Below are 13,212 nucleotides of genomic sequence, written 5' to 3' on the forward strand. Positions count from 1 at the left end.
CCTGGGTTTCACCTCTCTTTCTCATTTCTTTGCTCAAAGGTTGCGCCCGTTCAAACTTTTGGTTGCACCAGAAACGCGGCTTTTTGCGGTTTAGTGAACCCGGTTGCAACTCTGGCGAGATTCTTGCAGCAAGAAACGTGCCGTTTCTTTACAGTTAACAAACAAACGGCTTTCAGGCATGCAACCTGGGTCACATTTAACACGGTTGCACAAAGTTGCAACATGAGTGATAGTGCAGCCCACGCTGATGTTGATTTATTTTTCAAGACGAGGAATTCATGGGAACAACTACCATGGGGGTGAAGCTGGATGAAGCCACCCGCGAGCGCATTAAGCTGGCAGCACAGAAGGTCGATCGCACATCTCACTGGCTGATTAAGCAGGCTATTTTCAATTACTTAACCCAGCTTGAAGCGGGCGAAACCCTGCCGGAAATTCCCCTGCAGGCCAGCGAAACCACGGCGGAAGAGAGCCTGCCCGAAGAGAGTCTGCAGCCGTTCCTCGACTTTGCTGAACACATTCTGCCGCAGTCGGTTACCCGCTCCGCGATCACCGCTGCATGGCGCCGGCCCGAGACGGAAGCGGTGCCGATGCTATTGGAGCAGGCACGCCTGCCCGCTCCGCTGGCAGAGAAAACCCATCAGCTGGCTTATAGCCTTGCCGACAAACTGCGTCACCAGAAAGGTGCAACCGGACGCGCCGGAATGGTGCAAAGCCTGCTACAGGAGTTCTCCCTCTCCTCGCAGGAGGGCGTGGCGCTGATGTGCCTGGCAGAAGCGCTGCTGCGTATTCCGGATAAACCTACCCGTGACGCGCTGATCCGCGACAAAATCAGCAACGGCAACTGGCAGTCGCACCTGGGCCGCAGCTCATCCATGTTTGTGAACGCCGCGACCTGGGGCCTGCTGTTTACCGGACGCCTGGTCTCAACCCATAACGAAGCGAGCATGTCCCGCTCGCTGAACCGTATTATCGGTAAAAGCGGCGAGCCGCTGGTGCGCAAAGGCGTGGATATGGCGATGCGCCTGATGGGCGAGCAGTTCGTTACCGGCGAGACCATCGCTGAGGCGCTGGCCAACGCCCGCAAGCTGGAAGAGAAAGGCTTCCGCTACTCCTACGATATGCTCGGTGAAGCGGCCCTGACCGCCGCCGATGCGAAAGCCTATCTGCTCTCTTATCAGCAGGCGATCCATGCGATTGGTAAAGCCTCCAACGGCCGCGGCATCTATGAAGGCCCGGGGATCTCGATCAAACTCTCTGCACTGCATCCACGCTACAGTCGCGCCCAGTACGATCGCGTTATGGAAGAGCTCTATCCGATCCTGAAATCGCTGACGCTGCTGGCGCGTTCCTATGACATCGGCATCAATATCGATGCCGAAGAAGCCGATCGCCTTGAGCTGTCGCTGGATCTGCTGGAAAAACTCTGCTTTGAGCCTGAACTGGAAGGCTGGAACGGGATTGGCTTCGTGATTCAGGCTTACCAGAAACGCTGCCCGATGCTGATCGACTCGCTGGTCGATCTGGCACAGCGCAGCCGTCGCCGCCTGATGATCCGTCTGGTGAAAGGCGCCTACTGGGACAGCGAAATCAAGCGCGCGCAGATGGAAGGCCTTGAAGGCTATCCGGTTTATACCCGCAAGGTATATACCGATATCTCTTATCTCGCCTGCGCCCGCAAACTGCTGGCGGTACCGAGCCAGATCTACCCGCAGTTTGCCACGCACAACGCCCACACGCTGGCCGCTATCTATAATCTGGCGGGTAATAACTACTATCCGGGTCAGTATGAGTTCCAGTGCCTGCACGGCATGGGCGAGCCGCTCTATGAACAGGTGGTAGGCAAAGTGGCCGATGGCAAACTCAGCCGCCCCTGCCGTATCTACGCGCCGGTGGGCACGCATGAAACGCTGCTGGCTTACCTGGTACGTCGTCTGCTGGAAAACGGTGCCAACACCTCCTTTGTCAACCGGATTGCCGATAAGAGCCTGCCGATAGATGAGCTGGTTGCCGACCCGGTGGTAGCGGTGGAAAAAATGGGTGCAGCCGAAGGCGCCGTGGGTCTGCCACATCCGAAGATCCCGCTGCCGCGCGATCTCTATGGCGACAAGCGTCCGAACTCAGCGGGTCTCGACCTCGCAAATGAACATCGCCTCGCCTCACTCTCCAGCGCCCTGCTGAACAGCGCGAGCCAGCCATGGGTGGCCCAGCCGATGATCGAGGGCACCCTGGAAACGGGTGTCAGCCAGCCAGTACTGAACCCGGCGGCGCCGGCTGACGTGGTCGGCAGCGTGCGTGAAGCCACCGAAACCGAAGTCTCTGCCGCGCTGGATGCCGCGGTCAGCGCCGGACCGATCTGGTTTGCGACCCCGCCAGCCGAGCGCGCGGCGATCCTTGAGCGTGCCGGTCAGGCGATGGAAGCGCAGATGCAGCAGCTGATTGGTCTGCTGGTGCGCGAAGCGGGCAAAACGTACAACAATGCCATCGCCGAAGTGCGCGAAGCGGTCGATTTCCTCTACTACTACGCCGGTATGGTACGCGATGATTTCGACAACGAAACGCATCGTCCGCTGGGTCCGGTAGTCTGTATCAGCCCGTGGAACTTCCCGCTGGCGATCTTTACCGGCCAGATTGCCGCCGCGCTTGCTGCCGGTAACAGCGTGCTGGCAAAACCGGCTGAGCAGACGCCACTTATCGCGGCGCAGGCGGTGCAGATCCTGCTGGATGCAGGCGTTCCCGCCGGCGTGCTGCAGCTGCTGCCCGGCCAGGGTGAAACCGTGGGCGCACAGCTCACCGGCGATGAGCGCGTGCGCGGCGTCATGTTCACCGGCTCAACCGCCGTGGCGACGCTGCTGCAGCGTAATCTTGCCGGCCGTCTCGATCCGCAGGGGCGTCCGACGCCGCTGATCGCAGAAACCGGCGGCATGAACGCCATGATCGTTGACTCCTCTGCCCTCACCGAACAGGTGGTGGTGGATATCGTTGCCTCAGCGTTTGACAGCGCCGGCCAGCGCTGTTCGGCACTGCGTCTGCTCTGTATTCAGGAAGATGCCGCCGATCACACCATTAAAATGCTGCGCGGCGCGATGGCGGAGTGCCGCATGGGCAATCCGGAACGCCTTTCAACTGATATCGGTCCGGTTATCGACCAGGAAGCGAAAGCGGGCATTGAGCGTCACATTCAGGCAATGCGCAACAAAGGCTTTACCGTTTATCAGGCGGTGCAGGAGAATGCGCAGGACCGTAAAGAGTGGGAGAGCGGCACCTTTATCAAACCTACGCTGATTGAGCTGGATCAGGTCAGCGATCTCGATAAAGAGATCTTCGGACCGGTGCTGCACGTGGTGCGCTTCTCACGCAGCAGCCTGCCGCAGCTGATTGAGCAGATCAACGCCACCGGCTATGGCCTGACGCTTGGCGTCCATACGCGTATTGATGAAACCATCGCTCAGGTTACTGCGAATGCGCACGTTGGCAACCTGTATGTAAACCGTAATATGGTCGGTGCCGTAGTAGGCGTGCAGCCGTTTGGCGGCGAAGGCCTCTCCGGTACCGGCCCGAAAGCGGGTGGCCCGCTCTATCTCTATCGCCTGCTGGCACATCGTCCGGATGGCGCGCTGCGCCTGACCTTCGATCGTCAGGATGCTGAGCAGCCGGTCGACAGCAGCGTGCGTACAACGCTGATGGGCGCGCACCAGGCGCTGCAGAACTGGGCGCAGGATAAGCCAGCATTGCAGGCGCTGTGTCAGCGTTACGATGAGCTGTCGCAGGCGGGCACGGTGCGTCTGCTGCCGGGCCCGACGGGCGAGCGCAACACCTTCAGCCTGCTGCCGCGCGAACGCGTGCTCTGCCTGGCCGATAATGAGCAGGATGCACTGATCCAGCTGGCCGCGGTAACCAGCGTCGGCAGTCAGGCGCTATGGCAGGATGATGAGCTGCATCGTGCCCTGCTGAAAGCGCTGCCGCCGGCAGTACAGCAGCGCATCCGGCTGGCCAAAGATGCCCTGTCCGGTGAGTTTGATGCGGTGATCTATCACGGTGATGCCGATCAGCTGCGTACGCTGTGTGCCGATATTGCTGCACGCGAGGGCGCCATTGTTTCCGTCCAGGGCTTTGCCCGCGGAGAAACCAATCTGCTGCTGGAGCGGTTGCTGATTGAACGCTCGCTGAGCGTCAACACCGCAGCAGCAGGCGGCAACGCCAGTCTGATGACCATCGGTTAAACCCCCGGTTCATCACAGTAAAGGGCCCCCTGCGGGCCCTTTTTTATTGCGGGTTTGCCAGGGACGCCAGGGAAGCATAAACGCATCAGGGACGCATAAATGCGTCCCCAGGGGTTGGCATTGTTGCCTCTGGATTTACCTACGCTGCTTTGCGACGCTTCATGCCGATCAGCGTCGGGAACAGGAACAGCGACTGGCCCAGGCCGCGGTTGGTCAGTGACCAGACGGCTACTGAACAGAGCGAACAGATCCCGACGATGGCCAGCGGATAGAAACAGGCCCACAGCACAGAGAACCACGCCTGCTCAAACAGGTGATGGCGCTGGGCAAACAGAATTGCCGACATCCCAAAAAACTCAATAAAGATGCGGTGAATAACGTAGATTTGCAGCGTATTGCGTCCTACCCAGTTGAAAAAACGCATGCTGAAATGCTGATTGAGCCAGCGGCAGGCCGCCACGCTCACCAGCACGGCGATGACACACATAAACAGGCTCTTATCGAGGCCCATAATGACATGCAGTCCCGTCAGCGCGGCCAGTGCCGCCCACGGCAGCAGGTTTTCACGGCGCAGCTCGCTCAGGCGCAGCATCATTGGGCTCCAGAATGCACCCAGCAGGAAGAACAGGAAATATTGTGCGACGCTCTGCGGCCCCCAGTAAGGAATGATTTTTTCCACCGCCAGATAATTCAGTACCACCGCCACAACCAGCAGCGCGATTTTCTGCTGATGGAAAATTTTCGCACACAGGAAGTAGATCGCCAGACCATACAAATACCAGGAGGTACTCATCGCCATAAACGTCAGCTTGAGAAACTCCAGCAGTGAACCGGCATAGGCCGCATTAAGATTTTGCGAAATGCGTTGCCCGGTGATTTCTGTGGAAATCCCGACAATTGACCACCACTGAATAAAGCCCCACAAAATATAGAGATAAAACAGATTGGTAATACGGCTGGTAAATACCTGTTTCCATGAACGATTTAAAATGCCGTTGGTCGCCAGCAGGCCGGAAACAAAAAAGAATGCCGGCATACGTAATGGCGACAGTACCGTGTTAAACTGCACCCATATTTCTGCCGGAAACCAGCCGGCACTCAAATATTTTATCGTTGTTTCAAATCCCGGTAATACGGTGTGGTAGAGAACCACCAGCAAAATACAGGCACCTTTTAGTGTATTTATCCAGCCTATATCATTTTTCCCGTTATCTTTCATCAGTTTGACTCCTAAAGCTGTGTAGGTCTGTAAGAGATAAACGCATTAATAATCAGTTCGCGAGTTATGGTTATTAAACGATTATTCAACAGCACTGCGGGGAGTGTATCTGGCGAAAGTCCTAAATTGTCTTTACTGGCCCTGATGTAACAAGACTTTACGTTAATCAAAATGCATTTACATCTGTCTGAGGCAGCGCAGAGAGTTATAAACCGTGATTCAGGAAAAATAATCAGTAAGAAAAGCTGCTGTTTAATTAAGAGCAATCTGCAAACAGAGAAGCCAGTTAATAATTTAGCAATAAGACAATTATATGACTATGCACCAAAAGGATAAGAGAAACGCGAAGGGATATGATAGCAGCGTAATAAATAAGGGCCAGCGAACCGGCCCTGAATATTACTGATTAAGAAATTTATCCAGGAATTGTCGGGTACGTGCCTGCTGCGGATTGCTGAACAGGGTTCTGGCCTCCCCCTGCTCCACAATGCGCCCCTGGTCCATGAAAATAGCGCGGTCAGCCACGTCGCGCGCAAAACTCATCTCATGCGTGACGATCACCATCGTCCGTTTCTCCTGCGCCAGGGCGCGAATGGTATTCAGCACCTCGCCGACCAGCTCCGGGTCGAGCGCGGATGTCGGCTCATCAAACAGAATCACCTCCGGGCGCATCGCCAGCGCGCGGGCAATCGCTACCCGCTGCTGCTGCCCGCCGGAAAGCCGGCGCGGAAAGCTCGCCTCTTTACCCGTCAGCCCGACCTTCTCCAGCAGCTGACGTGCCCGCGCCTGCGATTCTGCTTTCGGCTCACCTTTAACGATCACCGGCCCTTCAATAATATTTTCCAGCACTGAACGATGCGGGAACAGATTGAAGTTCTGGAACACAAACCCGACCTGCTGGCGCAGCTGACGCACCTTCTCTTTCTGTTTGTTAAGACTCAGGCTGGCGTCAATGGTGATGCCGCCTACCGTCACAGTGCCCTGATCCGGCACCTCCAGCAGATTGATACTGCGCAGCAGCGTGGTTTTTCCCGAGCCGCTGGGGCCGATAATCGCCACCACCTCTCCGGCAGCCACGTCGAGATCGATGCCGTGCAGCACCGTTTGCCCGTGAAATTTTTTCACCAGCTGGCGGACTTCAATTGCACTCATTTCTCCTCCCGATCCTGACGATTAACGTGCGCCTCAAGGCGGTTCTGCAGCGCGGAGAGCACGGTCGCCATGATCCAGTAGATCAGCGAGGCGGCCAGATACATGGTAAACACCTCAAGCGTGCGTGAGGTGATTAACTGCGCCTGACGAAACAGCTCCGGCACCTGGATAGTGGCTGCCAGTGAGGTATCCTTGACCAGGCTGATAAAGCTGTTGCCGAGCGGCGGCAGCGCAGTACGCGCCGCCTGCGGCAGGATCACCCGGCGCAGCGTCTGCCATGGAGTCATGCCGATGCTGGCTGCCGCTTCCCACTGCCCGCGCTCGATAGAGGCGATGGCGCCGCGCAGCGACTCTGACGCATAGGCTGCCGTGTTCAGCGACAGGCCAATCATCGCGGAGGGAATGGGATCGAGTTCGATGCCAAACTGTGGCAGACCGTAGTAGATCATAAACAGCTGGGCGATCAGCGGTGTGCCGCGGAAAATCGAGACATAGATGCGCGCCAGCCAGTTCACCGGCCAGAAGCGGGACAGACGCATCAGGGCAAGAATAAAGCCCAGCAGCAGGCCAAAGAACATCCCGCCGATGCTTAGCTGCAGCGTAAACAGTGCCCCTTTAAGTAAAAAAGGTGCTGAATCCAGCACCAGATGTACGCTCTCCAGCATTATTTCGTCACGTCCGTGCCAAACCATTTATCAGAGAGTTTTTTCAGCGAGCCATCTTTCTGCATCTCTGCCATCGCCTGATCGATCGCTTTCAGCAGATCGTCGTTACCCTTACGCACCGCCACGCCAGCCTCCAGGCGCGAGAACGCCGGGCCCGCTACGGCCATGGTGTCACCGGTTTTCTTCACCAGATCGAGCGCGGCCAGGCGATCGACCAGAATGGCGTTCAGGCGGCCGGAGCGCAGATCCTGATATTTTGTCGGGTCATCATCATAGGTGCGGATATCGACGCCTTTGACGTTATCACGCAGCCACTGCTCATAGTTGGAGCCGAGGCCCACGCCCACTTTTTTCCCTGCCAGGTCCTCAGGTTTGGTGATGGTGCCGGCGTTTTTCTTCAGCGTCAGCGCCTGCACGCCCGAGATGGTGTACGGCGTGGAGAAGTCATACTTCTTTTTACGCTCATCGGAGATAGTGACCTGATTTATCACCACATCAATACGTTTTGAATCCAGAGACGCCAGCATACCGTCCCATTTGGTCGGCTTCAGCGCCGCTTTTACGCCGAGATGCTGTGCCAGCTCCTGCGCAAACTCCACCTCAAAGCCGGTCAGTTTGCCGCGCTCATCCTGGAAACTAAACGGCGGATAGGTGCCTTCAAGGCCCACGCGCAGCTCGCCTTTATTTTTAATCTGTGCCAGCAAATCTTCAGCGGCAAAGGTTTTTGCGTTGATGCCTGCGAGCAGCGCCACCGCCATCATTCCCATCGCCAGCGGGCGACGAATCAGAGAGAAAGCCATGTTTACCCCGTTATTATCTGTTGTGTGTGTCAGTGCAGGTGCGTCGCGTGACGCACCCTGTAACAGATAGCGTAGTCTTATTATGAACGCCACAGAAATTGCATCTCCGTGGTGACGTTACGCCTGTCTGTGGCAGCGATTATAGAGCGTTTCGTCAGCCTGTCTCATACCGAAGGATGATAAGCAAATAACGCCGGTGCGCCGCCGGTATGTACAAACAGCAGCGGCCCTTCGCGCCGGAAGCGCTTCTGGCTGATACCGTCAATCAGACCGGCCATCGCTTTGCCGGTATAGACCGGATCCAGCATGATACCTTCCAGCCGTGCCAGCAGGCGCACTGCCTCCATGCCCTCTTCGCTGGGTTCGCCATAGCGCGGCGCGTAGTACTCATCCCAGAGCGTGATCGTCGCCTGCGGCTTCAGCTCAAGCTGCTCTGCCAGCGCGCTGCGCAGCCGCTCTACCACCGGCAGCTGCGCGGCCACGCTACGTGACACTGTCACGCCAACCAGCTCGCTTTCCGGCAGCAGCTGCTCCAGCCCTACCGCCAGACCGGCATGGGTACCGGCGCTGCCGGATGCCACCACCACCGCCGCGAAATCCACTACGCCCTCGCTCTGATGGGCGATCTCCTGGGCGCACTCTACGTATCCCAGCGCGCCCAGCGCATTCGAGCCGCCGACCGGCACGATATAGGGGCGATACCCCTGCGCTTCGAGACGCTCTGCGTAGTCGCTGAGCTGCTGCGGCGGATTATCCAGCGCCGCCACCATCTCCGTCTCCACCTCCATCAGATCAAGCAGCAGGCGGTTGCCGTTGGAGAGATAATTTTCTGCCGTGGTGCCAATCGGGTTTTCCAGCAGCGCCACGCACTTCAGGCCAAGCCGCGCCGCCACTGCGGCCGTCTGGCGTACATGATTGGACTGGATCGCACCGGCGGTCAGCAGCACATCCGCGCCCTGGCGGAGCGCGTCCGCGGCCAGAAACTCCAGCTTGCGCAGCTTGTTGCCGCCCAGCGCGACCGGCGTAACGTCATCGCGTTTAATAAAAATATCGCGGCCAAGGTAATCGGACAGACGCGGCAGATGCTCCAGCGGCGTAGGTGCGCCAAGCAGCTCAAGACGCGGAAACTGGTGCAGAAGATGTAGGGACAATGCAGGCCTCCAGGGCAGTGTGAAGATATCCCTGTAGTGTTGCAGAAGATGCGCTGAGGCGCATCCGGAATTGCGGGGTAGCAGCAGCCCGCTGCGGCACAGATCGCCGCAGCGGACATTAATCATTGATCAGCCGCGCTGCCAGCCGAGGAACTGATCGTATTTACGCAGCGCAATACGGTAGTTGTTATTACCGGCATCGGGCAGATCGTGCTGCAGACACTCATGCCAGCTGTTGCCGGATAGATTTTCTGCCGGGAAATTTCTCGCTTTCAGCATGTCATCAAGTCGACGCAGGCGCACCACATACTCTCGAATCGTACTGTGGTTCATCTCGGTCTGTTCAAACAGATACTGTTTAAACGCCATGATGTCGAAGTAGTTCGGATGGGTATTACAAAAAATATCGCTGCAGAAACGGCATAGCGCTGTCAGTTCGGGCTGCAGCTTCGTCCAGACCTGATCGTCAATCATCTGGTCCATGCGGGCTATCGCCTCTTTATTGATGATCTGGCCACGAAACACCAGCGCCATACGATCTAATACTTTGCCACAGTGTGAACAGTTGCTTTGGCTATGTTTATAGTCTTTAAGATAACGACTTAATGGCCTGACTTTAATTTTGGCTCCCATCGCTGAGTCCCCGGTTTTTTTATTTTTGTTTCCCCAGGACTGAGTCTGTCAGCGCGCTCCCGCTAACCGGGCACGCAGGCGTTTAATCGCCTGACTGTGCAGCTGACTGACGCGGGATTCTCCCACCTCCAGCACCGCGCCAATCTCTTTCAGGTTCAGTTCTTCCTGGTAGTACAGTGTGAGCACGAGCTTTTCGCGTTCGGGCAGCGCCTCGATTGCGTCAATCACGCGTTCACGCAGATTCCCTTCCATCAGCTGATGCAGCGGATTCGCCTCTTCATGGCCCTCTGTCACCAGCTCTGCGCTGTCACCGTGCTCTTCCCGATACTCGTCATAGGAGAAGAGCTGGCTATTGTTGGTATCCAGCAGGATCTGCCGGTACTCCTCCAGCGACACGTTCAGCTGCTGCGCCACCTCCTGCTCCGAGGCTGAGCGGCCGAGCGCCTGCTCCACCTGGTGCATGGCACCGGCTACCTCGCGCGCGTTGCGCCGCACGCTGCGCGGTGCCCAGTCGCGGCTGCGCAGTTCGTCCAGCATGGCGCCGCGAATACGCTGCACGGCGTAGGTGGTAAAGGCGGTGCCCTGCAGCGCGTCGTAGCGCTCCACGGCATTCAGCAGTCCGATGCCCCCAGCCTGCAGCAGATCGTCAAGCTCCACGCTGGCCGGCAGGCGCACCTGCAGACGCAGCGCTTCATGCCGCACGAGGGGAACGTAGCGCTGCCAGAGCGAATGTTTATCCATCACGCCGCCGGCGGTATAGAGATCGTTCACGTTGACTACCCTGCGTTAATTAAGTTATCGGCATGATTATCCAATTCTGTAGCGGTTTCGATTGGCAGAATAGGCGGGCAAAAGCGAGGTTATTTCAAATTAGTGATGGATGGCGGTGGCGAACACCGCCGTTACGGACGCTACCCGTTGCGCTGCTGCAGCCGCTGCCTTGTGGCAGGCGGCACCGCGGGCCACAGCGCGCAGATTTTGCCCGCCAGCAGCTGATAAGCGAAGCCGTCCGCCGCTTCACTCTCCAGCGCCGTGCTGAGCATCACCTGTCCGGTTTCACCATCAATGCTAATCAGTTTATTGCGGAACAGGCGCTGCAGATCGCTGCGTAAAAACAGGCCGTTATCGACGCTGTTATCCGCCAGCAGCCCCGCCTCGCTCTCGTCGGTGTTGATATGGCACGCCTCCACCCACGGCCAGCCGTGTGGTTCAGTGAGCGGCGAGCCGGTGATGACGCAGGCGCCGTAGCGCGCTTTTACCGCCGCCAGAAACGCCGCCTGGCTGGCGTGCTGCAGCACGCGGGTTTTCACCCGCCGCCCGACTTCGGTGCCAGGCATGACGGCGGCGGGTGCCGGCTGCTGCGGCGTGCTCAGCACCACGATAAACTGCACCGCGCGCGACAGCGGAAAACAGGGGTGCGCCTGCGCGTCAAACAGCTGCCAGTACGCTTCCTCTTCCTGCTGACGCATCAGCACCAGCCGGTAGCCCCGGCTGGTGAGCAGGTTCTGCGCCGCCGCCGAATGCGGATCGAGCATCGCATAGACCCGGCTCTCGCCCATCACTTTCCAGCGCCCCGCCTGGCTGGCATCGTCGCTGCGGCGAAAATAGAGAAACGCCTGCTGCGTTTTCAGATAGCGCTCAAAGCGGCGCAGATAATTTTTGTGCTCGTTGTCATCGCTGATAAACAGCAGCTCGTCGAGCGGACTGTTCAGCGCCTGCTGCGCAAACAGCGCGCGGATCGTCAGATGGCGATAGCTCACCGGGGGGCTCAGCAGGCCGCGTGCGGTGAGCGCCTTCTCGCCGGGATGCTGCTGCGCATAACGCAGCGCGATCTCATCAAACGTGAGCAGCTCACCCGGTAACAGATCGTAGTTGAAGCGCATCGCCCCTCCCTGAGTGGAAAACGTGACCTATAGCGGAATGGTTCTGTAACAGATTATCGGCTGCGCGGCGGCAGGCTGTAGCGGACAGCTGCGGTTTTATAGGTAAAAAAAACCCCGCCGGAGCGGGGTTTTGATACTTACGCAGTGAGCGATTAGCCCTGCAGCAGAGAGAGAACCTGCTGTGGAACCTGGTTCGCTTTCGCCAGCACGGAGTTACCCGCCTGCTGAACGATCTGCGCTTTAGACATGTTTGACACTTCAGTGGCGTAGTCCGCATCCTGGATACGGGACTGAGCAGCCGTCAGGTTAGTGGTGGTGTTGCTCAGATTCGTTACCGCTGAGTTCAGACGGTTCTGTACCGCACCCAGTGAAGAGCGGAACTTGTCGATATCAGCAATGGCAGAGTCCAGTTTAGCCAGTGGGTTAGCATTAAAATTAGCAGGTGTAGCAACAGATGCACCAGCAGTTACTGCGCCTGTAGTTGCATTAATTGTTGCTGCTTCGTACGTTGAATCTCCGTTAGCATCAGTGGTCTGGACCAGATAATTATCATTACCTGCTTCATCTTTATAAGTAACCAATGATTTATTGGCAGCATCAACAGCAGTAGTATCTAAAGTTACATCTTTGCCGATGGTGGTAACTGCAGTAGTGCCAGTTGGACTTAAGCTGGTACCACTTGAATCGAAGCTGATAGTACCGGTTTTATTATCTACGGTTGCTGCGTAAGTACCTGAACTGGTAGTTGCGAAATAATCACCGTTAGAATTTTTTGCCAAACTGGTTACAGTTTCTGGAGCAGCATTATCATCGTCAGATACGGCGCTTGTAACCGCGATCTGTACATTTCCGGTGGAGCCATTCTTAACGGTAGTTGCCATGTTGGTCACGTTGAAGTTGTCTAATTTCAGCGTGTTTGAATCAATTTTTTTCAGGTCAATTGAGATGGTCTGGCCATCGTTAGCACCCACCTGAATTTTCATGTTGCCATCTTTCGCCAGCACGTTTACGCCGTTGAACTGGGTCTGCTGCGATACGCGGTCAATTTCATCCAGACGCGATTTGATTTCGTCCTGGATAGAGGATTTATCAGAATCGGAGTTGGTGCCGTTCTGCGCCTGCACGGTCAGCTCACGGATACGCTGCAGGTTGTTGTTGATTTCAGACAGCGCGCCTTCAGTAGTCTGCGCGGCTGAGATACCGTCGTTGGCGTTACGGGCTGCCTGCGTCAGACCTTTGATGTTGGACTGAAAACGGTTAGCGATAGCCTGGCCTGCTGCGTCATCTTTCGCGCTGTTGATACGCAGACCCGATGACAGACGCTCCATAGAAGAAGAGAGAGCAGACTGGTTTTTGTTGATGTTGTTCTGAGTGATCAGCGAGAGGCTGTTAGTGTTAATGACCTGGGCCATGATAAAGTTTCCTGTTTAATCAAGTCTTTCGGTTAAGGTGTGGGCTTCAACCCGTCGGCTTCATCGCCGTCAAA

Annotated in this window: 10 protein-coding genes; 1 reads left to right on the top strand and 9 read right to left on the bottom strand. The window is 57.0% G+C overall.

The window, feature by feature from the left end; genetic code table 11:
* Positions 1 to 278 precede the first annotated feature (278 nt).
* Complete coding sequence (gene putA / locus LAC65_RS09065) at positions 279 to 4,223, top strand: trifunctional transcriptional regulator/proline dehydrogenase/L-glutamate gamma-semialdehyde dehydrogenase (RefSeq protein ID WP_039385036.1); 3,945 nt, start codon at positions 279 to 281, stop codon at positions 4,221 to 4,223.
* Between the two features lie 139 nt (positions 4,224 to 4,362).
* Here putA and LAC65_RS09070 read toward each other — a convergent pair whose 3' ends face one another.
* The 9 genes from LAC65_RS09070 to LAC65_RS09110 all read right to left on the bottom strand — a co-directional run bounded on the left by LAC65_RS09070 (position 4,363) and on the right by LAC65_RS09110 (position 13,138).
* On the bottom strand, positions 4,363 to 5,442 hold the full coding sequence (locus LAC65_RS09070; RefSeq protein WP_039385038.1) for an acyltransferase family protein: 1,080 nt from the start codon (positions 5,440 to 5,442) through the stop codon (positions 4,363 to 4,365).
* A gap of 399 nt (positions 5,443 to 5,841) precedes the next feature.
* On the bottom strand, positions 5,842 to 6,594 hold the full coding sequence (tcyN, locus tag LAC65_RS09075; RefSeq protein WP_039385040.1) for an L-cystine ABC transporter ATP-binding protein TcyN: 753 nt from the start codon (positions 6,592 to 6,594) through the stop codon (positions 5,842 to 5,844).
* On the bottom strand, positions 6,591 to 7,259 hold the full coding sequence (tcyL, locus tag LAC65_RS09080; RefSeq protein WP_039385042.1) for a cystine ABC transporter permease: 669 nt from the start codon (positions 7,257 to 7,259) through the stop codon (positions 6,591 to 6,593). Before tcyL ends, tcyN begins: the two co-directional genes overlap by 4 nt.
* Positions 7,259 to 8,059, bottom strand: a complete 801-nt coding sequence (gene tcyJ, locus LAC65_RS09085) for a cystine ABC transporter substrate-binding protein (RefSeq protein ID WP_039385043.1) — start codon at positions 8,057 to 8,059, stop codon at positions 7,259 to 7,261. Before tcyJ ends, tcyL begins: the two co-directional genes overlap by 1 nt.
* Positions 8,060 to 8,223: 164 nt before the next feature.
* Positions 8,224 to 9,210, bottom strand: coding sequence for a D-cysteine desulfhydrase (locus LAC65_RS09090; protein WP_039385045.1), 987 nt, complete (start codon positions 9,208 to 9,210; stop codon positions 8,224 to 8,226).
* A gap of 129 nt (positions 9,211 to 9,339) precedes the next feature.
* Complete coding sequence (gene fliZ, locus LAC65_RS09095; protein WP_039385047.1) at positions 9,340 to 9,843, bottom strand: flagella biosynthesis regulatory protein FliZ; 504 nt, start codon at positions 9,841 to 9,843, stop codon at positions 9,340 to 9,342.
* A 48-nt stretch (positions 9,844 to 9,891) separates the two neighbouring features.
* Positions 9,892 to 10,614, bottom strand: a complete 723-nt coding sequence (locus LAC65_RS09100; RefSeq protein WP_039385048.1) for an RNA polymerase sigma factor FliA — start codon at positions 10,612 to 10,614, stop codon at positions 9,892 to 9,894.
* Positions 10,615 to 10,754: 140 nt separating this feature from the next.
* The gene (locus LAC65_RS09105) at positions 10,755 to 11,726 is read right to left on the bottom strand and encodes an HNH endonuclease signature motif containing protein (RefSeq protein ID WP_224144704.1); all 972 of its coding nucleotides are present in this window, start codon (positions 11,724 to 11,726) and stop codon (positions 10,755 to 10,757) included.
* A 152-nt stretch (positions 11,727 to 11,878) separates the two neighbouring features.
* Positions 11,879 to 13,138, bottom strand: coding sequence for a FliC/FljB family flagellin (locus LAC65_RS09110; RefSeq protein ID WP_039385053.1), 1,260 nt, complete (start codon positions 13,136 to 13,138; stop codon positions 11,879 to 11,881).
* Between the last annotated feature and the right edge of the window lie 74 nt (positions 13,139 to 13,212).

Source organism: Pantoea eucrina, assembly GCF_020079945.1.
Classification (GTDB): domain Bacteria; phylum Pseudomonadota; class Gammaproteobacteria; order Enterobacterales; family Enterobacteriaceae; genus Pantoea; species Pantoea eucrina.